Annotated in this window: 17 protein-coding genes; 8 read left to right on the top strand and 9 right to left on the bottom strand. The window is 64.2% G+C overall.

Translation table 11 applies throughout. The features are described 5' to 3' along the window. Positions 1–2: 2 nt before the first annotated feature. A complete protein-coding gene (gene gatC / locus L0C59_RS08375) occupies positions 3–272 on the bottom strand; it encodes an Asp-tRNA(Asn)/Glu-tRNA(Gln) amidotransferase subunit GatC (RefSeq protein WP_243090907.1) in 270 nt (89 codons plus the stop codon). A 26-nt stretch (positions 273–298) separates the two neighbouring features. Next, positions 299–1,042, bottom strand: coding sequence for a DUF554 domain-containing protein (locus tag L0C59_RS08370; protein ID WP_243090906.1), 744 nt, complete (start codon positions 1,040–1,042; stop codon positions 299–301). A gap of 18 nt (positions 1,043–1,060) precedes the next feature. Here L0C59_RS08370 and mnmC2 point away from each other — a divergent pair, with 18 nt between their 5' ends. After that, entirely contained in the window at positions 1,061–1,714 is a 654-nt protein-coding gene (gene mnmC2 / locus L0C59_RS08365) for a tRNA (5-methylaminomethyl-2-thiouridine)(34)-methyltransferase MnmC2 (protein ID WP_243090905.1), read from the top strand. On the opposite strand, the gene L0C59_RS08360 is transcribed toward mnmC2, so the two are convergent. Further along, positions 1,623–2,804, bottom strand: a complete 1,182-nt coding sequence (locus L0C59_RS08360; RefSeq protein WP_243090904.1) for a polysaccharide deacetylase family protein — start codon at positions 2,802–2,804, stop codon at positions 1,623–1,625. The genes mnmC2 and L0C59_RS08360 overlap by 92 nt on opposite strands. After that, the gene (locus L0C59_RS08355) at positions 2,795–3,961 is read right to left on the bottom strand and encodes an MFS transporter (RefSeq protein WP_243090903.1); all 1,167 of its coding nucleotides are present in this window, start codon (positions 3,959–3,961) and stop codon (positions 2,795–2,797) included. Before L0C59_RS08355 ends, L0C59_RS08360 begins: the two co-directional genes overlap by 10 nt. A 14-nt stretch (positions 3,962–3,975) precedes the next feature. On the opposite strand from L0C59_RS08355, the gene L0C59_RS08350 reads away from it, so the two are divergent. Next, the gene (locus L0C59_RS08350) at positions 3,976–4,659 is read left to right on the top strand and encodes a glycosyltransferase family 2 protein (protein ID WP_243090902.1); all 684 of its coding nucleotides are present in this window, start codon (positions 3,976–3,978) and stop codon (positions 4,657–4,659) included. On the opposite strand, the gene L0C59_RS08345 is transcribed toward L0C59_RS08350, so the two are convergent. Both L0C59_RS08345 and L0C59_RS08340 read right to left on the bottom strand, forming a co-directional pair. Further along, entirely contained in the window at positions 4,598–5,809 is a 1,212-nt protein-coding gene (locus L0C59_RS08345; protein WP_243090901.1) for a glycosyltransferase family 4 protein, read from the bottom strand. The genes L0C59_RS08350 and L0C59_RS08345 overlap by 62 nt on opposite strands. An 11-nt stretch (positions 5,810–5,820) precedes the next feature. Beyond that, complete coding sequence (locus tag L0C59_RS08340) at positions 5,821–6,972, bottom strand: lipid-A-disaccharide synthase-related protein (protein WP_243090900.1); 1,152 nt, start codon at positions 6,970–6,972, stop codon at positions 5,821–5,823. Between the two features lie 152 nt (positions 6,973–7,124). Here L0C59_RS08340 and L0C59_RS08335 point away from each other — a divergent pair, with 152 nt between their 5' ends. After that, positions 7,125–7,961: a DegV family protein gene (locus L0C59_RS08335; protein ID WP_243090899.1), complete on the top strand. Its 837-nt coding sequence runs from the start codon at positions 7,125–7,127 to the stop codon at positions 7,959–7,961. Positions 7,962–8,016: 55 nt separating this feature from the next. Beyond that, positions 8,017–10,953 carry a transcription-repair coupling factor gene (gene mfd, locus L0C59_RS08330; RefSeq protein WP_243090898.1) on the top strand — a complete coding sequence of 979 codons (2,937 nt, stop codon included), beginning with the start codon at positions 8,017–8,019 and terminating at the stop codon, positions 10,951–10,953. On the opposite strand, the gene L0C59_RS08325 is transcribed toward mfd, so the two are convergent. After that, positions 10,950–11,501 (bottom strand): hypothetical protein, encoded by a 552-nt coding sequence (locus L0C59_RS08325; RefSeq protein WP_243090897.1) that lies wholly within the window; start codon positions 11,499–11,501, stop codon positions 10,950–10,952. The two genes, mfd and L0C59_RS08325, sit on opposite strands and share 4 nt — an antisense overlap. Positions 11,502–11,513: 12 nt before the next feature. Beyond that, entirely contained in the window at positions 11,514–12,863 is a 1,350-nt protein-coding gene (locus L0C59_RS08320; RefSeq protein WP_243090896.1) for a hypothetical protein, read from the bottom strand. 100 nt (positions 12,864–12,963) lie between these two features. On the opposite strand from L0C59_RS08320, the gene L0C59_RS08315 reads away from it, so the two are divergent. From L0C59_RS08315 to L0C59_RS08305, 3 genes are read left to right on the top strand one after another with little or no spacing between them, the layout of a single operon-like run. Next, positions 12,964–15,255, top strand: a complete 2,292-nt coding sequence (locus L0C59_RS08315; protein ID WP_243090895.1) for a 3-hydroxyacyl-CoA dehydrogenase/enoyl-CoA hydratase family protein — start codon at positions 12,964–12,966, stop codon at positions 15,253–15,255. Positions 15,256–15,267: 12 nt separating this feature from the next. After that, positions 15,268–16,461, top strand: a complete 1,194-nt coding sequence (locus tag L0C59_RS08310) for a thiolase family protein (RefSeq protein ID WP_243090894.1) — start codon at positions 15,268–15,270, stop codon at positions 16,459–16,461. Positions 16,462–16,470: 9 nt separating this feature from the next. Further along, positions 16,471–18,204, top strand: coding sequence for an acyl-CoA dehydrogenase family protein (locus L0C59_RS08305; protein ID WP_243090893.1), 1,734 nt, complete (start codon positions 16,471–16,473; stop codon positions 18,202–18,204). Positions 18,205–18,401: 197 nt separating this feature from the next. On the opposite strand, the gene cysS is transcribed toward L0C59_RS08305, so the two are convergent. Then, entirely contained in the window at positions 18,402–19,847 is a 1,446-nt protein-coding gene (cysS, locus tag L0C59_RS08300) for a cysteine--tRNA ligase (protein WP_243090892.1), read from the bottom strand. Positions 19,848–19,883: 36 nt separating this feature from the next. Between cysS and hslO the strand changes: the two genes are divergently transcribed. Then, positions 19,884–20,906, top strand: coding sequence for an Hsp33 family molecular chaperone HslO (gene hslO, locus L0C59_RS08295; protein ID WP_243090891.1), 1,023 nt, complete (start codon positions 19,884–19,886; stop codon positions 20,904–20,906). The last annotated feature ends 1 nt before the right edge of the window (position 20,907 follow it).

Below are 20,907 nucleotides of genomic sequence, written 5' to 3'. Positions count from 1 at the left end.
GGTCACTCCAGCACCTTGGGTACCCGGAAAAACCCCTCTTCGGCCTCTGGGGCCGCCTTTAGGGCCTCTTCCTGGGAAAGGGAGGGAAGGGGTTCATCCTCCCTTAGACGGCCCTGGGCTTCCTCCTCCCCGGCTTCTTCCACGTGGGGAAGGGCGTCCACGAACTCCAGGATCCGCTTGAGATCCTCTAACAGCAAGGCCTCCTCCTCGGGGGAAAGCCGGATCTTGGCAAGGCCTTCCAGCTTGCGTAAGAGCTCCGGGGATAGCTCCATGTCCCGCATTTTACCCTCGGGAAGCCCTACGAAAGCCAGCTGGCCAAAGCATAGACCAGGGGGGCCAGGAGGAGGGCGGGAAGGAAGGAGCCCACCCGCACCTTGGTGAGGCCCAGGAGGTTGATCCCCACCCCGAGGACCATCAGGCCTCCCACCCCGGTCACGAGGAGGACCCGGGGGTCGTGGGCGGGGTCGGGGAGAACCTGGCTCAGGGTGCCGGCCAAAAGGGCGATACCCCCCTGGTAGCCGAGGATGACCAGCACGCTAAACCCCACACCTATGCCAAAGGAGCTGGTGAGGGCGATGGCGGAGAGGCCATCCAGGGTGGCCTTGAGGAGAAGGATGCTGGGATCCCCGGTCAAGCCGTTCTGGATGGAGCCCAGAAGGGTCATAGGGCCCACGCAAAAGAGAAGGCTTGCCGCCACGAAGCCCTCGGTGAAGCTTCCCCCGCCCCTTACCGCCCGCTTGATCTTCTCCCCAATGCCCTCGAGGGCCTCCTCGATCCGCCACCACTCCCCAAGGAGCCCTCCCAGCACCAAGGCGATGAGCCCGAGGATCACGCCGTCTATGGCCCCGCCCTTGGCCTTTCCCAGGGCCCCTGCCATGGAGAACCCGATGAAAAGGGTGGTGAGCCCCACCCCCTGGACCATGATGCGGGCCATGCGTTCGGGGAGCCGGCCCCGGAGCAAGAGGCCGAGTCCTGTGCCCAGGGTCACGGTGGCGGCGTTGGCCAGGGTTCCTGAGAGCTTGTCCAGAAGGGTGAGCTCCATGGGGGCTATTCTACGGGAGTGGAGCCCATCCTCACCCAGGACGGAACCCCAACCCTCTTCCATCCGGGGTACGGGGAAGCCTACCATCCAAGGCAGGGAGCCTTGCTCCAGGCCCGCCGGCTTTACCTAGAGAAGACCCTCACCCACCTCCATCCGGCCCCTAGGGTCCTCGAGGTGGGCCTAGGACTTTTGGTGAACTTCCGCACCACCCTGGAAAGCGCCCTGCAACGGGGGGTCTACCTCCGCTACGTGGCGGTGGAGAAGGAACCTCTGCCAAAAGAGCTCCTGGCCCAGATCCCCTTACCCCTTCCCCGGGCGGAGGCGGTGATGGCGGGGATCCTTAAGGTGTGGCCGCTAGAGCGTTTCCAGGGCCCATGGGGTGAGCTTCGCATCCTTTTTGGCAAGGTGGAGGAGGTGGGACTTCCCCAGAACTGGGCCACCGCGGTTTACCTGGACCCCTTTAGCCCCCGGGTGAACCCGGAGCCTTGGTCCTTTCCTGTGCTGCAAAAGCTTTGTCGGGCTTTGCGGCGTGGCGGGAGGCTTGCCACCTACTCTGCCCAGGGGGCCTTCCGCCGGGCCCTTAAGGAGGCGGGGTTTGCCCTTCACCGGGTACCTGCTGAGGGTAAGCGGGAGTGGACGGTGGGAATCGCCTTAAAAGCTCCTCCCGGCTGAGGTAGGCCAGCTGGGCCCAGGAGCGGTCGGGCTGGGGAAGCTCCCCTCGGTACAGCCAAAGGAACCAGGCGCTGCTCAGGGTAGCCACCAAACGGGGCCATGGGGGAAGGGGATGGGTGTGGAAGCCAAAGAGCCTGGCTCCCTGGGCCAGGTAGCTGTAGCCGTAGACCAAGCGCACCTCGGGGTCTTGGGCCACCTCTTCCGCCAACTTCTTCAGGCTTTCTCGCACGTATCGGATGGCTTCAAACGTGGAAAGCTCCATGCTCCGCTGGCTTTCCAGATGGATCTCAAGGGCAGGGGTGCCCCGGGGTAGTGCGGGGAGGTTGGGCCCGGGAAAAGGCTTTTTCTCCACCCGGAAGAGGTCAAAGGGGCCGTAGCCCACCCGGGCCACCCGATGCCTTGCGTTAAAGCGTTCCTCAAATCCCTGGAGTCCCCGGATGAGGGCGAGCCTCGGGGTCAGGGGAAAGGGGGCAAGGCTGTCCAGGGTGACGGGTTGGTAACCCAGGCGTAGGATCTCCGGAAGCGCTCGCTCTAAGAGCTTAAGGGTTCGCTCCGGCCCGTCGTGGAGGAGCACTATGGACCCTGGGCGCAGGTAGTAAAGAAGCCTTTCCGCAAGGGCCTCAGGGGGAAGGTCCAGCCAGTCCTTGCTTTCCAGGTCCCAAAGCGCCACCCGTTTGCCGAGCCTGCGGGCAAACAACCGGGTAAAGGGGGTGTGAAGCCCATGGGGAGGCCGGTAGTAGCGGCCAGGGTTTCGGCGCATGTGTTCCCATTCCACCCAGGGCAACAGAAGCTTCCAGGCCTGGTGCCACTCGCCATGGTCCTCCACCTGGTGGCCTTCCCGCCTTATGGCCTCCACCAGGTCCGGCCGGGCCTTGGCCCGTTCCCCGGTCAGGAAAAAGGTGGCCTTGACCCCGTGCTGGCGCAAAAGCGCCAAGAGGGCCTCCGTCTTCTCCGAGGGGCCGTCGTCAAAGGTTAGGGCCACCTTGGGGGTGCGCCTCGAGGCGTGGGCGTAGGCCCCCAGGCCAAGGAAGCGGAAGAGGAGGTCGGAGAGCCCGTAGAGGAGGAGAATCAAGCCCAGGATCAGTTCCACCGCATCCTCCAAAAGAGAATAGCGTAAAGGAGACTGAGAAGTAAGAAGATGGTGCTACCTGCGAGAAAGGGTGCCCTAATACCCATGGTTTCCCACAAAAGACCCCCCACCGCAGGTCCCAAGGCCACCCCTAGCCCCTCCACGGTCATCAGCCCTCCCCATACAGCGGCTCGGTTTTCCTGGGGTAGGTTTCTGGCCAGGAAGCCATTCCACCCGGGGAGGAAAAGGCTGAAGCCTAAGCCTCCCAAGGCAGCCAGCAGGGCAAGCTCGGCCAGGCTGGGAGTGAAGGCCAGGCGGGCCATCACCAGGGCCAAAAGGAGAAGCCCGCCCACCAGGGCGAAGCGGTAGCCCCTTCGGTCCACCTGCCGGCCGGTAAGGGGCAAAAGGCCAAAGGCCAAGCCTCCGCCCAAGAGGAGAATCCCTCCCAGGGCGATGGGCTCGAGGGCCAGTTCCTCCTTGGCAAAACGCAGGATGAAGAGGGAAACCAAACCGGGAGCGAAGGTCTGGCCGAAGGCGGCCGGGAGGAACAGCAAAAGGCGCTTAAGGGGGTAGGTTTCCCGGGCCCTTGGGGGAATGGGGATGCGGAAGGGGAGTAGGCTGAGGGCGAGGAGGAGGGTCAGACCTTGGGTGGCGATGAGCAGGTTGAGGGCGGCTTCGGGTTCTTTTTGGGCTATCTGTCCCACCCCCACCAGGCCGATGCCCACCCAGGGCATCACCAGGGTCAGGGTGAAGGACAGGGCCCGCGCTTCCCGTCCGGGCACGGCGATGCGGCTGGCCAGGGTCATGAGCCCAGGGTAGAGGGTGGACATGGTAAGGCCCCACAGGACGGCCAGCCCCCAAAGCAGCCAGCCGGCGTGGGCTTTGGGGGTGAGGAGAAGGGCCAGAAAGCCCGCGAAGGCCGCTAGGGTGACCGTGCGGCCAAACCCCACCCTTTCCGCCAGTAGCCCACCAACGGTTTTCGATAGGTTCTCGGAGAGCTGGTGGAAGGTAAAGGCCAGGGTGAAGGTGGCGGGGCCAAGCCCCAGGTGCTCGGGGGCGTAGAAGGGAAGGAGGCCGGCGAAGAAGCCGCTTCGTACCCCTTCCATGAGGCCTACGGCTAGGACCAGGCGCAGGAAAACAAAGAGCCCCTCCCTGGTCCACGGCAGATAGCGAAACACGCTAAAGTATACCCGTGCGCATCAGCGTGGTGATTCCCGCCCACAACGAGGAGGCCTTTTTGCCCAAGGCATTGCAGGCGGTTTTGGCGCAGACGTTACCACCCTTTGAGGTGGTGGTGGTGGACAATGCCTCCACCGACCGCACCCGGGAGGTGGCGGAGGCCTTTGGGGTACGGGTGGTGTACTGCCCCCAGAAGGGAGTGGCCTATGCGCGCCAGGCGGGGCTTCTGGCCGCCCGTGGGGAATGGGTGGCCATGACCGATGCCGACTCCATTCCCCTCCCCACCTGGCTTCAGAGCCTAGCCCGAAATGCGCAAGACGCGGTGGCCCTCTATGGTCCCTTGCGCTTCTATGGGGTCTCTCCCTGGACGGCTTGGGTTTCCGAGTGGGGCTATCGCGCTTTTCTAAACTTTATGGCCTTGCTGGGAAAACCCAACCTAGCTGGGGCCAACATGATGTTCTTAAAGGAGGCCGCCTTGAGGGTGGGAGGGTTTCCGGAGGTGGAGGCCCGGGAGGATGTGCTTTTGGGTTGGAAGCTTAGGCGGATGGGGAGGGTCAGGTACGTGCCCGAGGCCCTGGTCCTTACCTCTCCCAGGAGGTTAAAGGGGGGATGGGGGAGGTTCTTGGTCCAGCAGGTTAGAAACCTCCTGGGTGATCCTCGAGGCTACTTCGGGGAAGACGGGGGAAGGGAAAGATGAGCCTCCGGGGTTCCACCCGCAGGATCTCGTTGGCCTCGTCATATACGGCCACGATTTTTTCCGCGATCCGCTCTGCGGAGCGTTCCATGGCCCAGGCCCGGGCCTCGAGGCTGAAGCGCCGGCGTTTCTCCTCGTCCTTTAGGAGCTCCAAGGCCTTGGCCGCCAGGGCCTGGAAGTCCTTTGGAGCCACCAGGTACCCGGTTTGGCTGTCCACTACCCCTTCCAGCACCCCTTCTGCCCCCACGGCCACCACCGGCACGCCCATGGCCTGGGCCTCCCAGATCACCAGCCCCTGGGTTTCCGTTTCGCTGGCGAAGAGGAAGAGCTCCGCCATCCGGTAGTAGCCCCCGATGTACCGGTAGGGTACCGTCCCCAGGAAACGAACCCGATTCCCGATGCCCAGGGTTTCCGCCAGGCGTTTCAAGGGCTCCAGCTCGGGTCCTTCCCCGATGTGCACCAGGAAGACCTCCTCCTCCCTGGCCATCTCGGCCACGGCCCTCAGCACCACGCCAAAGGACTTTTCCTTTCCCAGCCGGCCCACGGTGATGAGGCGCCTTTTCCCCTCGGGCCAGGGGGAGGGGGAGGGAAGGGGCGCTTCCTCCAGGATACGGTTGTCGATACCCGTGGGGATAACCCGTATGGGCCTTTGGATGCCATAACCCTCCGCTAGCCGCTTTACGGGTTCCGTGGGGGCGATGACCACCTCCACCCGGTTGTAGAAGGCCTTGGCGAGCCTGGGGATGATCCCCGTGTACTTGTCCAGGATGGCGAGACCGGGGACATAGTGGGCGTACTTTTCGTAATGGGTGTGGAAGGTGGATACGTGGGGGAGCTCCTTATTGCGGGCAATCCTGAGGCCCCACACGCCCAGGGTCAAGGGGGTGTGAGTGTGAATGATTTCAAACTCCGTGGGCAGGTGGCGGGAAGAGGGTAGGGCGATCTGCTGCCCTTCGTAAAAGGGGTAAGCCACGGAGGGGACCCGGACCACACCTTCTTCGCGGTCAGGGGCCTCGGGATGGTGGGGCGCCACCACCCAGGCCTCGTGCCCCATGCGCCTAAGCTCCCGGAGGAGGAGGTAAACGCTGGTGGTTACCCCGTTGGGGTTGGGGAAGTAAACATCGGTAAAGAGACCTACGCGGTAGAGGCGCATGCGTTCCTATCCTAACCACCCAAGCTCTTTCGGATGTGATTAGCAGCACCCAGGATCCCTCCGGGTGGGCCAATGCGGGTTTTCCCCGCCTGGCTCGCCTGCGTGTAGACCTGCTTGCTGTTCAGCAGGAGAAGACCTTCAGCAGCTAGCCGGTAGGGGTCTGGTTCCACAAGGCGCAAGGCTGGACCCAAAAGCCACTTTTGTCTTCGGGCGAAGGCCTTTGTGTATTGAGGGCCTGGGGTAGGAAAGCTTACAACTGGGACTCCTAGACCCGCTGCTTGCTCGCTAGCAGTTCCTGCTGTGGCGAAGGCGATTCGGCTACGGTGAAGGATAGCCGAGAAAGCACCTCGTAAAATCCAAACCGTTTTGCCTTCCTTGGTGAGGCGAAGCGAACCGGGGTCCTCTCTGTCGATTTGCCAGCCTGGCAAGGGAGGAAGGGCCTCCCAGGGTTTGGCCCAAGCTACTACAGGAGTTAGAGGGATATGGCGGCTTGCTTCCAGCATAAGGGGGAGGCTAAATTGCTCGTCTCCCCGGGTGCCAGGGAGTAAAGCCAAGAGTGGGTCATTGCCAAGTAGGGGGGCTAAGTCACGCTCTGGCGGCGGTAAGAGATCCATGGCAAAGCTGCCGTACCAGTAGGCATGGCTTATCCCTAGGTTTTTAAGACGCATCAGGCTCTTTTGGTCACGGACAAATACCGCCTTAACGGACCTTAGGAGGAAGCGTTCATAGGGTGTGAAGTCGCTTCCTCCCCAGTCTAATATCAGTTCCCAAAAAGGCCTGCCTTCAAGATAGTAGGCAGAAACCAAGGGATTGATGTGGTAGACAGGGCTGCCTTTAGCGGCCCAAAGAGCCACTGTTAGGGCGTAGGCGTCGCCTACCGCAACGACTGCGTCCCCTCGTGTACTTCGGGCAGTCTGCCATTGCCTTAGGGTCATGCCAAGGAAACCTGCTCTAAGGTCTTTCATTAGATTTTGCCAGCTACCGAAGATGAATCCCCCGGAGGGCATTTCCTGACGGGGTCCAAGGATTTCCCTGGCAACGCTCTTGTAGGCTTTTCCTTTACCTACCAAGGGCAGGGCCAAGGTTTCGTGGCCCAGCTCCTGAGCGATGCGAGCTCCGATAGCATCCTCTGTGGGTCCGTTGGATACGAAAAGCACTTTCATGGTTGTGGCGGGGTCGGAACCTGGGGCCTAAGTAGGGTGACGGGGAGGCATTTAGGTGAGCCAAGGTTGGGGATAACTGTCCTGCAAGCCATACGCAAAACCCACAGAGCATTATAGCGAATGTGTTCTTTGACCTGGTATAGGATGGAAGCGTGGAGCTGGGTCTGGTGACGGATACCGCAGCGGACCTGTCCCCGCGGGTGCTGACGGAGGAGGCGGTGGGCCTTGTGCCCATCTATGTCCACCTGGGGGGCAGGAGGTACAAGGATTGGCAGGAGCTTACCCCGGATGCCCTTTACCAAGCCATGCGAGCAGGGGCTGAGCCCGTGACCGAACCCCCAGGGGTGGAGGACTTTGCCGAGGTCTATGAACGGTACCTTCAGGTTTATGACCGCCTCCTATCCCTGCATGTCTCCGGAGAACTTTCCAAAACCGTGGAGAGGGCTCGGGAGGCTGCCCTGAAGGTGGCTCCCACCCGTATCCGGGTGGTGGATTCGGGCATGGTCTCTGCGGGGCTTGGGGCCATGGTGCTCAGGGCGGTGGAGATGTTGCGGAAGGGGGCAGAGGAGGAGGCCGTGGTGCGGGAGTGGGAGAGGCTTAAGCGTTCCAGCCTGTACTTCAGCGTGGCCGACTTATCCCACTTGGCGCGGAACGGCCGCCTTCCCCGCTTTGGGGAGGTGGTGGGTAACCTCCTGGGCCTTCGCCCCATCCTGCGCATCGAAAAGGGGCATATCCGCTTCCTCAAGGTGGCTAGGGAAGGAGCCGTGCCCGAGGTTCTTGCCCGGCTGGTCCTCGAGGAGCTTAAGGGAAGGCCTGCCCGGATCACCATCGCCCACACCGATGCCAAGGGCGAGTGGATTGAAGGCTTAAAGAAAAGCTTGGAGGGCGCCTTACGCCTGGAAAAGGGGCGCATCACGCGAAGCGGAGCCACCATCGCTGCCAACGTGGGTCTTGGAGCCCTAGCCGTTCACGCCTACTCGCTAGAATAGGCCCTTGGGTGCCCCCTCTGGCTCCCAGGAGAGAGGGGGTGGATCCTGCTTGCCCATGGAGATCGCCTTGGATCGGTATTACGGGCACCGCCTGGCCGTGCCCCAGGTGGTGGCGGCCTTGCTCTTTGCCCGGGAGAGGCCCCCGGCCCTCCTCCTGGCCCCGGAGGAGCGTTTGCGCCGTTACCGGGACCTAGGGGCTTTTGGCGTGCCGGTTTACGTGAACCCCGGCCTCGAGGCCTGGGAGGAGCGGGCCCTTTTCGTGATGGGGTATGAGGAGGCCCTCGCTCCCTTCCCCGAGGACCCCTCCGCCTGGCGGCTCGTTTTGGAGGTGGGCCGAAGCTATCCTCGAGGGGAGTTGCTGGACCGCCTCCTGCGCATGGGGTACGCCCGGGATGAGGATTATCGGGTGCTGGGGGAGGTGGTGGAGTTTTCCGGGGTCCGGCTGGAGTTCTTTGGGGACGAGCTGGAGAGGCTTTTGGTGGAGGGAGAGGAACGGAGGCGGCACATCCTTCTACCCAAACCGGGCAAGGCGGAAGCCTTTACCTCCAAAAAGCTCCTCCACTTTCCCGGCCCCGTGTACCTGGACACCCCGGCCCTGGCCCCCAAGGAGATCTGGCCCTTGCTGGAAGGGCGTCAGGTGGTGGCCCTGGGGGGTGGGGTGGAGCTCTCCCCCTTGGACCTGGCGGTGAGGCCCCTTACCCCCTATAGGGGGAGCCTCAAAGCCCTGGAAAAGGACCTTGCCCGCTGGCTCGGGGAAGGGAGGCGGGTCAGCCTGTTCGTGGCCCACGGGCGCACCCTGGACTACCTGAAAAGGCGGCTTGCTCCCTTTAGGCCCCGGGTGCTTGAGCGCTATCCGGGACCCAGGGGTGAGCTTTCCCTGCTCCAGGGTGCCTTTGAGGGGGGAGCGGAGTGGGAGGAGGAGGTCCTCCTTACCGAGGCCCTGATCTTCGCCACGGGGGCGGTGCGGGCCCGGTTACGGGCGGGGGAGGGGATCACCGACCCCGGGGCCCTTTCCCCTGGGGATTTCCTCATCCACCCCGACCATGGGGTGGGGCAGTACCTGGGCCTGGAGACCCGGGAGGTCCTGGGGGTGAAGCGGGACTACCTGGTCCTCCGCTACAAGGGGGAGGGGAAGCTCTACCTGCCGGTGGACCAACTGCCCCTTCTCAAGCGCCACCCTGGCACCACGGACGACCCGCCGGAGCTTTCCTCCCTGGGCAAAGGGGAGTGGCAACGGCTTAAGGAGAAGGCTAGAAAGGACGTGGAGGAGCTGGCGGCAAGGCTTCTCGTCCTTCAGGCCAAGCGCAAGGCTACCCCGGGCCGGGCCTACCCCCCGTTGCCGGAGTGGGATCCCCTCATCGAAAGGGGCTTCCCCCACCAGCTCACCCCAGACCAGAAGCAGGCCCTGGAGGAGGTCTTGCGGGACCTCGAGGCCCCCTTCCCCATGGACCGGCTCATCTCCGGGGACGTGGGCTTTGGCAAAACGGAGATCGCCCTCCGGGCTGCCCATCGGGTGGTGGGGCACGGGGCCCAGGTGGCCTTTTTGGTCCCCACCACCCTCCTGGCGGAACAGCACGGTAGGACCTTCCGGGAGCGGTTTGCTGGCCTTCCCGTGCGGATCGGAGTCCTTTCCCGCTTTACCCCGGAAGGAGAGGAGGAGGCCATCCTCAAGGGCCTCGAGGCGGGCACGGTGGACGTGGTCATCGGCACCCACCGCCTTTTAGGGGGGGATGTGCGGTTTAAGGACCTGGGGCTTCTCATAGTGGACGAGGAGCACCGCTTCGGGGTGGCGCAGAAGGAGCGGATCCGGGAGCTTAAAGCCGAGGTGGATACCCTCTACCTTTCCGCCACCCCCATCCCCCGTACCCTCTACTCCGCCTTAGTGGGCCTGAAGGACCTTTCCAGCATCAAGACCCCACCCCCGGGCCGGAAGCCCATCCGCACCTTCCTGGCTCCCTTTGACCCCCTGTTGGTGCGGGAGGCCATCCTCTTCGAGCTGGAAAGGGGGGGCAAGGTCTTCTACGTGCACGACCGGGTGGCCTCCATCGAGGCGAGGCGGCGGTACCTGGAGAGCCTGGTGCCCGAGGCCCGCATCGGGGTGGTCCACGGCAAGATGCCCGAAGGCCTGGTGGAGGAAACCATGCTCCTTTTCGCCGAGGGGGCTTACGACGTCCTTTTGGCCACCACCATCATCGAGTCAGGCCTGGATGTAGCCGAGGCCAACACCATCCTCATCGAGCGGGCGGATCGCCTGGGGTTGGCCACCTTGTACCAGCTTCGGGGCCGGGTGGGACGGCGGGAGGTGGAGGCCTATGCCTACCTCTTCCACCCCCCTAGGCTCACCGAGGCGGCGGAAAAGCGGCTTAACGCCATCGCGGATCTTTCCGACTTGGGAAGCGGCCACCTCCTGGCGGAGAAGGACATGGAGATCCGGGGAGTGGGGAACCTGCTGGGCCCCGAACAGCACGGGCACATCCGGGCCTTATCCCTGGAGGTCTACACGGAGCTTCTGGAGGAGGCCATCCGCAAGCTCCGGGGCGAGGCAGGGGAGGAGAGGAGGCACGTAACCCTGGACCTAGGGGTCTCCGCCCGGCTTCCCGCGGAGTATGTGCCGAGCCTCGAGGGCCGTAGCCGGTACTATGGCCGCCTGGCCGGGGCTAGGAGCCTGGCGGAGATCTCCCGCATCGCCAGGGAACTCAAGGACCGGTATGGCCCCCTTCCCGAGGAGGCGGAAAACCTCCTGGCCTTGGCCCGGCTGCGCCTGGTGGCGGAGCGCAAGGGGGTGGTGTCCATCACCGAGGACCTCACCCATCTCCAGGTGACCTTTCCCCGCTGGCCCTTGGACTACGACGCCCGGGGCCTGAAAGGGCTTCCCTTCCGGGTGGAACTCACCCAGTACCCCCCAGGCTTCCGCCTGGAAAAAAAAGGCTTGAAGCCCCGGGATTATCCCGAGGCTTTGCTGCAGGCCCTCTACCTCTTCGCCGACGCTTAGGGGTTGGGGATCAGGTTGAAGAGCTTAAGCCTTAGCACCACCTCAGCTTCGGTCAAGGTGTACTGGACCTTGTCCCCGGCTAGGTTTAGCCTAGCACCAATGCGAAAGCGGCCGCTTTTGATGAGGTCAAAAGCTTGCGTGCCCGGCTGGATGTTTAGGAGGAGGGTAACAGCCTGCTCTTCCCCAGGGTCTAGGGTGACGGATTGCTGGATAGCGGCATAATCCCCTCCTTGGCCATCGTAAAGATTGGTGTCGCTCTCAGGGCCCAAGCGGACCTCGAGGTCCAGGGTGCTGGGGAGGGTGCCTGTGTTTTTCAAGGCCACCTGGAGGCCCAATTTTCCCTCCACCAAAGCCTCGCTCCCGGGCACCTCTACCAGTTGGCCCGCAGGGTCATCGGGGAAGAGAACCTGGGCAGTGGCGAGGTTGAGCTCCCCCTGGCGTTGGTCTTGGGGGATAAAGCTTAAAAGATCCACTTCAAACCGATGGATGGTGTGGCCGCTGCAGGCCGCCAGGACCAGGGAGGATAACAATAGGGCTAAACGTTTCACGGTTTGACCTCCTTAAAACCGCACCGCCATGGCGATGCCGTACACGGTTCCCCCCACCAAGGGAGCCTCGTGGGTGGTGAGGGCAAGGTCCAGGCTGAGGGCTTCCAGGTTGAAGCCAGCGCCTAGACCGAGGCGCAAGCCTCCCTCCACTCCGAACCCAGCCCGGATGGCAACCATACCCAGGCGGTATTCCGCACCCATGTGGAAGGCGGGGGCGGTGGCGCCGAAGCGGCTGTCCGCAGCCAGGAGGAGTTCGCCCACCTCCAAGGGTAGGCGGTAGGCCCCGTTAAGGGTAAAGATGGGGGCGGAGAGATCGCTTTTCCTCGTGGTAGCCGAACGGCTGGTTTCCGCTCCATCCACCAGCGTTACCTCCACGCCGCTCCACTGGGAGAACCCTAGGAGGTTTTGCACCCCAAGGCCCAAGGCCCAATCCCCCCCGTCCACTGCCAGGCCCACATCCCCTCTTAGGCCGTAGCCCCCACCTCCACCGCCTTGGCCAAGGCTACCCTCCAGGTAGGAGGGATAGCTGAGGAAGTAACGGGCTTCGTAACTTACACCGCTTATATTGCCGTCCTGGTCAAAGGTGGGCCGGGCCTTGGCCGAGGCCTCTGCGTAGCCCAGACCGTAGAATCCCTCGCCCCGTACCCCCGCGTACACCCTCCCTGGGCCGGGTATTTCGGGAAGGGGGGTGGAAAATCCCAGGGCCACGCTTATGCCAGAGGTGAGGGAACCTTGGGCCTCGAGGGCACAGGGGGACGGAGTGCTAGCCTTGCAGCGGTCAAAGGAGCCCTCCCTCATGGCCTGCTCCAGATCCGGATTTGGAGCCACCCGTAACCCCTCAGAGCCCACGAAGGGACCAAGGGAAAGGTATGTGCCGGGTCCTAGATCCAGGCGTAGGGGCAGGAAGGGTTGGGGGGTGAAGGCGCTGGGCTTGTCCGGTGCCACTCCCGCTTGAAAGGAGGGCATCAGGCTTCTCCCTTGGCCATCGGTGATGGAGATACCATCGGCGCTGATCCGGAACACCACCTCGTCGGGGCTTCGCGCGGGGTTAAGGAGAAAGCTACCCAGGTGGGTGGCCTGATCGTAGGCGCTGAGGAAATCAAAGTTGTTTCGGAAGGAAGCCGGGTCCGTGAAGTAGGCAAAGGGGCTCGTGTCTGCAAAGAAAGGCAAAAACCGTAGCAGACCCACCGGGACCTGGAAGCCCTCCCCATCCCACTTTCCCGGAAAGGCGGCGTAGGCGGGGTTGGCTGCTTGTGCCCCCGGTCCGGGTAGGAGAACACCGCCCATGCCTAAGTTTCGCACCCCTTGGGCCAGGGTGAGCCCCAGGAGGCCGACGAGGAGGAAGGAAGCGCTTCTTTTCATACAAGGTTTATCTTATCGGAGCCATGCTCTTTGTCAACGGACCCCTTTGACAAGCCCGCGAACCCTGCCGTAAACTTTGACTCAGTATAAGGAGGTGGCCATGATCAAGAAGGTGGGCGTGGTGGGCGCGGGAACCATGGGTAGCGGGATCGCCGCCTTGGTGGCGAGCGCCGGGATCCCGGTGGTCCTTTTGGACATCCCGGGCAAGGAAAACCGCAACGAGCCGGCCAAAAGGGGTCTTGAAAGGGCCTTGAAGGCCAAGCCGGCAGCCTTCATGGACCCGGATCTGGCCCGCTATGTGGAGATCGGTAACACCGAGGACGACCTGGGGAAGCTTGCGGACTGCGACTGGGTGGTGGAGGCCATTATCGAGAAGCCCGAGCCCAAGCGGGCTTTGTACGAGCGGCTGGAGGGCATCCTAAAGCCCACGGCCATCGTCAGCTCCAACACCAGCGGCATCCCCATGCGGGTGCTTTTGGAGGGCCGCTCCGAGGCTTTCCGCCGTCGCTTTTTGGGCACCCACTTCTTCAACCCGCCCCGCTACCTGCACCTGCTGGAACTGATCCCCACCCCTGAGACCGACCCTGAGGTCCTAAAGGAGATCCGGCGCTTTGGGGAGCGCATCCTGGGTAAGGGCACGGTTCTGGCCAAGGACTCTCCCGGCTTCATCGCCAACCGGCTTGGGGTCTACGGCATGGTGCAGGCGGTGCGCCTCATGGAGAAGCACGGCCTCAGCATTGACGAGGTGGATGCCCTCACGGGACCCCTTCTAGGCCGTCCCAACTCCGCCACCTTCCGCACCGCTGACCTCACGGGGCTGGATGTGCTCAAGCTGGTCACGGAAGAGCTGGCCCAGGCCACCGGGGAGGACTTTGCCCTGCCGGAGTGGGTCCTGCGCCTGGTGGAGGAGGGGCGGCTTGGGGAGAAGACGGGTGCGGGGTTTTACCGACGGGCGAATGGGGAGATCTACACCTTGGACCATCGCACCCTCGAGTATGTGCCCCGGGCCAAGGTGGACCTCCCTGAGCTTAAGGCCCTTCGGGATCTGCCCCTGGCGGAAAGGCTTCCCAAGGTGTTGGAGCTTCCCGGCAAGTACGGGGCTTTCCTCAGGGAGCTTTTGGCCCGCACCGCCCACTACACCTTGGAGAAGGCTTCCGGGATCGCCTACGACCTGGTCTCCGTGGACCAGGCCCTGGAGTGGGGCTTCGGTTGGGAGGAGGGGCCCTTCAAGAACATGGATGCCCTGGGCCACGGGCGCCTCGAGGCCCTTTTCCAGGAGCTGGGTCTTCCCAAGCCCGAGCTCTTAGGCCAGGCCCAGGGGGCCTTCTACCGCAATGGCACCTACCTGGGCTTTGACGGGGCCTACCACCCCTTGCCCAGGCGGGAAGGGGTTATTTCCCTAAAAGCCCTCAAGTCCGAGGGCAAGACCCTCCTAGAGGGCAAGGAGGCAGCCCTGTTGGACCTGGGGGATGGGGTGGCCCTTTTGGAGTTCCGCACCAAGATGAACGCCATCGGGGAGGGCGTGATCCGCATGCTCCAGAAGAGCCTGGAGTATGTGGAGGAAAAGGGCTATGTGGGTCTGGTGATCGGCAACGAGGACCCGAGGGCGTTTTCCGCTGGGGCTAACCTGGCCTTGATCCTCTCCCTGGCCCAGGAAGGCGACTGGGACCAGCTATCCCTGGCGGTGCGGCAGTTTCAGAAGGCTTCCATGTCCTTGCGCTATAGCCCCTTCCCGGTGGTGGTGGCACCCTTTGGCCTAACCCTGGGCGGGGGTGCGGAGTTCACCCTGCATGCGGATAGCGTCCAGGCCCACGCGGAGCTCTACATGGGCTTGGTGGAGGCCGGGGTGGGGCTTCTGCCCGCCGGGGGTGGCACCAAGGAGATGCTTTTCCGCTTCACCCAGGAACTTGCGCCCTACGAGGAGGCGGACCCCTTTGAGGGGGTGAAGCGGGCCTTTAACCTCATCGCCTTGGCCAAGACCTCCACCAGCGCCCTCGAGGCCCGCAAGATGGGCTTCCTTAGGGATCGGGATCGGGTCAGCATGAACCGGGACTTCCTCATCGCCGACGCCAAGCGGCGGGTCTTGGAGCTGGCCCCGGATTACCGCCCACCCCTTCCTCCAAGGATCCGCGTCCTGGGCAGTGAGGCCTTGGGCAACCTGCGCTATGCGGTCTGGGCCTTCCGGGAGGCGGGGGAGATCTCGGACCACGACATGCGGATCGGCCTGGAGATTGCCCAGGTCCTCACGGGTGGGGAGGGCCCGGCGCGGGAGGTTTCCGAGTGGGACCTTCTGGACCTGGAACGGGAAGCCTTCTTGAGGCTCCTCGGCACCCGTAAGACCCAGGAGCGGATCGCCTACACCCTCAAGACGGGTAAGCCCCTTAGGAACTAAAGAGGTGGAACCATGCGGGAAGCGGTAATCGTCAGCGCAGTGCGGAGCCCCGTGGCCCGGGGCAAAAAGGATGGGGCCTTGGCCACCTTGCATCCCGTGGACCTCTCGGCCCAGGTGATGCGGCAGGCGGTGGAACGGGTGGGCTTGGATCCCAAGGAGCTGGAGGATGTCCTCTGGGGCTGCGCCATGCCCGAGGCAGCCCAGGGGCTGAACATCGCCCGCTTGGCCCTCTTAAGGGCGGGCTTCCCTGTGGAGGTGGCGGGGGCCACCATCAACCGCTTTTGCTCCAGCGGCCTTCAGACCATCGCCATGGCGGCCCAGGCGGTGATGACGGGGATGGCGGATGCGGTGTTGGCGGGCGGGGTGGAGATGATGAGCCAGGTGCCCATGTCGGGCTACCACACCCGCCTCCACCCCGACCTCACCCCCACGGAGTGGACCCCGGAGGGCTACTCCACCTACATCGGCATGGGTTTTACCGCCGAGAGGGTGGCGGAGCGCTTCGGGATCAGCCGGGAGGACCAGGACCGCTGGGCCCTTAGGAGCCATCAAAGGGCGGCCCAGGCCTGGGCTGAGGGTCGGTTTACCGAGGTGGTGCCCATCCGGGTACCCAAGGTGCACTACCAGGGAACCAAGAGGGTGGTGGAGGAGATCCTTTTTGAGCGGGATGAAACCGTGAGGCCGGAGACCTCCCTCGAGGCCTTGGCCAAGCTCCGGCCCGCCTTCAAAAAGGGCGGCACCGTGACCGCGGGGAACGCAAGCCCCTACTCCGATGGGGCGGCGGCCGTGGTGGTGATGAGCCGGGAGAAGGCGGAGGCCCTGGGCCTGAAACCCTTGGCCCGCTTCATCAGCTTCGCCGTGGCCGGGGTGGAGCCGGACATCATGGGCATAGGTCCCGTCAAGGCGGTACCCAAGGCCCTAAAAAGGGCGGGCCTGGGCCTGGACCAGGTGGGCCTCATCGAGTTCAACGAGGCCTTTGCCGCCCAGGTGCTGGCGGTGATGCGCGCTTTGGAGATGCCCGAGGAGAGGACCAACGTGAACGGCGGGGCCATCGCCCTGGGCCACCCTTTGGGGGCCACCGGGGCCAAGCTCACCGCCCAGCTCATTGCCGAGCTGGGGAGGCGGGGTGGGGGGTATGGCCTGGTGACCATGTGCATCGGCGGTGGCATGGGGGCTGCCGGGGTTTTTGAGGTTTACCCAGCCTAGGAGGGAGCCATGACGGAGGAGAAGAAGCTTTGGCAGAAGGGCGGGGGTTGGTTGTTGGAGGCCCCTGAGCGCCTCTACACCCCCGAGGACTTCGACGAGAGCGTCAAGGAGATCGCCCGCACCACCCGCACCTTCGTGGAGAAGGAGGTGCTTCCCCTTCTTGAGCGCATGGAGCACGGGGAGTTGGAGCTGAACGTGCCCCTCATGCGCAAGGCGGGGGAGCTTGGGCTTCTGGGGATTGATGTGCCCGAGGAGTACGGGGGGCTGGACCTGCCCAAGGTGATCTCCACGGTGGTGGCGGAGGAACTATCGGGCAGTGGGGGCTTTTCCGTCACCTACGGGGCCCACACCTCCATCGGTACCCTGCCCCTGGTCTACTTCGGCACCGAGGAGCAGAAGCAAAAGTACCTGCCCAAGCTGGCCAGCGGGGAGTGGATCGCGGCCTACTGCCTCACGGAGCCGGGATCGGGTTCGGATGCCCTTTCGGCCAAGACCCGGGCCACCCTTTCCGAGGACGGCAGGCACTACATCCTAAATGGGGTCAAGCAGTGGATCTCCAACGCCGGCTTCGCCCACCTCTTCACCGTTTTCGCCAAGGTGGATGGGGAGCACTTCACCGCCTTTTTGGTGGAGCGGGATACTCCCGGGCTTTCCTTCGGCCCCGAGGAGAAGAAGATGGGGATCAAGGCCTCCAGCACCCGCCAGGTGGTCCTCGAGGACGCGAAGGTCCCCGTGGAAAACGTCCTGGGGGAGATCGGTAAGGGGCACAAGATCGCCTTTAACGTCCTCAACGTGGGCCGGTACAAGCTGGGGGCGGGGGCGGTGGGCGGGGCAAAGCGGGCCCTGGAGCTCTCTGCCAAGTACGCTAAGGAACGCCACCAGTTCGGACGGTCCATCGGGAGCTTTGGCCTGATCCAGGCGAAGCTTGGGGAGATGGCCAGCCGCATCTACGCTGCCGAAAGCGCCGTCTACCGCACCGTGGGCCTTATCGACGAGGCCCTTCTGGGCAGGAAGGGTGCTGAGGCGGTGATGGCAGGGATAGAGGAGTACGCGGTGGAGGCCAGCATCATCAAGGTGCTGGGGTCGGAGGTGCTGGACTACGTGGTGGACGAAGGGGTGCAGATCCACGGGGGCTACGGCTACTCCCAGGAGTACCCCATCGAGAGGGCCTACCGCGACGCCCGCATCAACCGGATTTTTGAGGGCACTAACGAGATCAACCGCCTCCTCATCCCCGGGATGCTCCTAAGGAGGGCCCTGAAGGGGCAGCTACCCCTCTTCCAAGCGGCCATGAAGCTTCAGAAGGAGCTTCTGGAGCCCGGCTTTGAGGAGCCCGAGGACCTCGAGGCCCACCAGGTGGCGGGACTCAAGAAGCTTGCCCTGATGGTGGCGGGTCTTGCCGCCCAAAAATACGGGGAGAAGGTGGAGGAGGAGCAGGAGGTCCTGGGGGCGGTGGCGGATATCCTGATCGACGCCTACGCCGCCGAAAGCGCCCTCCTGAGGGCCAGGAGGCTTGGGGGGGTTGCCCTTGCCATGGCCCGGCTCTATCTCCTCCAGGCCCTGGACCGGGCCCAGGCTTCGGCCCTATCCGTCCTGCCCCGGTTGGTGGAAGGGGATGAGGCCCGGGTGGTCTACTCCGCGGCCCGCAGGCTCACCAAGCATGAGCCCGTGGACCTGGTAGCCCTGAGGCGGGAGGTGGCGGGGGCGGTCCTGGAAGCGGAGGGCTATCCCATCCCCCGCTGAAGCGGGGCGTTTCCCTGCCGGGGCTTGGCCCCGGCAGGGGCCTTAGGTGGTCTTAACCGACGGCGCTTTGGGGTAGGCGCGTTACCCCTTTTGCGCCGTGATCCCTTTGACCGCCTCTGGGTTGCTCAGGAGGAAGACCCTTTTGGTCCCAGGCGACGCCCCGATCGCCCGCTACCCCTTGGAACTCCTTTGGTGAGCTACTCCAGGGCCAGGCGCCACTTGGGGCCTTCCTTGGTGTCCTCCACGATGATCCCCAGGGCGTTGAGCCTTTGGCGGATGAGGTCGCTTTTGGCGTAGTCCTTGGCCCGCCGGGCCTCCTCCCTGAGTTCCAGAAGGAGGGCGACGAGCCCCTCCAGAAGGGGGCCGGAAACCCTCTCCTCGAGAACCCTTTCGGGGAATAGCCCTAGGATGCCTTCCCCCAGGGTGTGGAAGACCTGGGCGGTGCGCCTCAGGGTATCCCCCTTGGCCTCGGGGAGGAGCTTGTTGAACTCGGGGAGGAAGGAGAAGAAGGCGGCCAGGGCCTCGGGGGTGCTAAGGTCGTCCTCTATGGCCGCCAGGAAATCCCTTTCCAAGGCATCCAGGGCTCTTTCCAGCTCCGAGGTGGTGCCGGGCGAGGCCGTGGCCAAACGGGCCCGCACTTCCCGATAGGTCTGAAGAAGGCGGGCATAGCCCCGCTTGGCCGCCTCGAGGCCCTCCCAGGTGAAGTCCATGGGGCTTCGGTAGTGGGTCTGTAGCAGGTAAAAGCGCAGGGCCATGGGCTCGTGGGCCTTGAGGAGGTCGTGGAGGAGGACCAGGTTCCCCGTGCTTTTGGCCATTTTTTCCCCTTCCAGGAGCACGTGGTTGTGGTGCATCCAGTGGCGGGCAAAGCGGTAACCCGCTGCCTCCGCCTGGGCGATCTCGCACTCGTGGTGGGGGAACTGCAGGTCGATGCCCCCGGCGTGGATGTCAAACCCTTCCCCCAGGTACTTGAGGCTCATGGCGGTGCACTCTATGTGCCAGCCCGGATACCCTTCCCCCCATGGGCTTTTCCAGCGCATGATGTGGCCGGGCTCGGCGGCTTTCCAGAGGGCGAAGTCCAGGGGGTCCTCCTTCTCCTCCCGCACCTCCACCCTGGCCCCGGCTCTTAGCTCCTCCAGGCGCTTTCCCGAAAGCTTCCCGTACTGGGGGAAGGCCCGCACCCGGAAGTAGACACTTCCCTTTCGCTCGTAGGCGAAGCCCAACTTTAAGAGCCTTTCCGTGAGCTCGATCTGCTCCGGGATGTGGCCGCTGGCCCTGGGGGCGATGGAGGGGCGGAGCACGTTCAGGGCGGTGATGGCGTCGAAGTAGCTCCAGGTGTACTTCTCAGCCACCTCCATGGGTTCCAGCTGTTCCAGCTTGGCCCGGCGCTGGATCTTGTCCTCTCCCTGATCGGCATCGTCGGTGAGGTGGCCCACGTCGGTGATGTTGGAGACGAAGCGCACCTTGTATCCCTGGTGGAGGAGGTAGCGGCGGAGCACATCGTAGACGATGGGTCCCCGGGCATGCCCCAGATGGGGGTCGGAGTATACGGTGGGGCCGCATACATAGATCCCCACGTGCCCCGGGGTGGCGGGGGTGAAGTCCACTTTGCTCCTCTGCAAGGTGTCGTAGATGCGCAGGCCCATATGGGGGATTATAGGCCCATGGCATAATGGCGGGGTATGGGCAGGATCCTGAGGGGCTTGGCAGGGGGTGGCCAGCTTAGGGTGGTGGCCGCGGACACGGGGGACGTGGTGGAGGAGGCGCGGCGCCGCCATGGGCTTTCCCCCACGGCTACCGCCGCCTTGGGCCGGGCCATGACCGGGGCACTGCTTCTAGCCCAGCTCCTCCTGAAAACCCCCAAGGAGCGGATTACCCTGCGCATGGAGGGCACGGGGCCCTTAGGTGGGCTTGTGGCGGAGGCGGATGCTGTGGGAAACGTCCGGGGGTACGTGCGAAACCCGGTGGCAGAGGTGCCCTTGCGGGAGGATGGGAAGCTGAACGTGGGGGAACTCATCGGGGCCGGGGTCTTGCGGGTGGACCGGAGCCTTCCCCACGGGGAGGTCTACACCAGCACCGTGCCCCTGGTCTCCGGGGAGATCGCCGAGGACCTGGCCCACTACCTTTGGCAGTCGGAGCAGATTCCCTCCGCGGTCCTCTTGGGGGTGCGGGTGAAGGGGGAAGGGGAGGTGGAGCTGGCGGGGGGGGTGGCCATCCAGGTGATGCCGGACACCCCCGAGGAGGTGCTTTCCCGCCTCGAGGCCAACCTGTCGGGTGTAAGCGGCATCACGCCCCTCTTGCGGGAGGGCCTGGAGGCTGCTCTGGAGAAGATTCTTGCCGGCTTGGGTTTTGAGAGGACGGATCTCCGGGCCCTAGGCTACCCTTTGGACGAGATCCCCGCCCGCTTCCGGTGCCGTTGCAATCGGGAAAAGGCCCTCGAGGCCCTGGTCTTTTTCACCCCGGAGGAACGGGAGGACATGATCGTAAGGGACGGGGGTGCGGAGGTGGTCTGCCACTGGTGCGGGGAGGTGTACCGCTTCTCCCCGGAGGAGATCCGCACCCTGGTGGCGGAGGTGCGCTGCCCTGACTGCGGCACCCTCTGGCTGTATCCCAAGGCGGACGGTACCCTTTTCCGCATCGAGGGGGATACCTGCCGCTGCGGGCGTAAGGTGGAAATTCCTTCGGAAAAGCGGGCAAGGGCCTGAT

Source organism: Thermus neutrinimicus, assembly GCF_022760955.1.
Classification (GTDB): domain Bacteria; phylum Deinococcota; class Deinococci; order Deinococcales; family Thermaceae; genus Thermus; species Thermus neutrinimicus.
This window is presented reverse-complemented; position numbering and strand designations above follow the sequence as displayed.

What these genes read in the sequence shown, in the direction of transcription:
- L0C59_RS08320 (WP_243090896.1), bottom strand. Translation starts at nt 12,863, where the DNA reads ATGAAAAGAAGCGCTTCCTTCCTCCTCGTCGGCCTCCTGGGGCTCACC.
- mfd (WP_243090898.1), top strand. Translation starts at nt 8,017, where the DNA reads ATGGAGATCGCCTTGGATCGGTATTACGGGCACCGCCTGGCCGTGCCC.
- hslO (WP_243090891.1), top strand. Translation starts at nt 19,884, where the DNA reads ATGGGCAGGATCCTGAGGGGCTTGGCAGGGGGTGGCCAGCTTAGGGTG.
- L0C59_RS08370 (WP_243090906.1), bottom strand. Translation starts at nt 1,042, where the DNA reads ATGGAGCTCACCCTTCTGGACAAGCTCTCAGGAACCCTGGCCAACGCC.
- L0C59_RS08340 (WP_243090900.1), bottom strand. Translation starts at nt 6,972, where the DNA reads ATGAAAGTGCTTTTCGTATCCAACGGACCCACAGAGGATGCTATCGGA.
- L0C59_RS08345 (WP_243090901.1), bottom strand. Translation starts at nt 5,809, where the DNA reads ATGCGCCTCTACCGCGTAGGTCTCTTTACCGATGTTTACTTCCCCAAC.
- L0C59_RS08305 (WP_243090893.1), top strand. Translation starts at nt 16,471, where the DNA reads ATGACGGAGGAGAAGAAGCTTTGGCAGAAGGGCGGGGGTTGGTTGTTG.
- cysS (WP_243090892.1), bottom strand. Translation starts at nt 19,847, where the DNA reads ATGGGCCTGCGCATCTACGACACCTTGCAGAGGAGCAAAGTGGACTTC.
- gatC (WP_243090907.1), bottom strand. Translation starts at nt 272, where the DNA reads ATGGAGCTATCCCCGGAGCTCTTACGCAAGCTGGAAGGCCTTGCCAAG.
- L0C59_RS08315 (WP_243090895.1), top strand. Translation starts at nt 12,964, where the DNA reads ATGATCAAGAAGGTGGGCGTGGTGGGCGCGGGAACCATGGGTAGCGGG.
- L0C59_RS08310 (WP_243090894.1), top strand. Translation starts at nt 15,268, where the DNA reads ATGCGGGAAGCGGTAATCGTCAGCGCAGTGCGGAGCCCCGTGGCCCGG.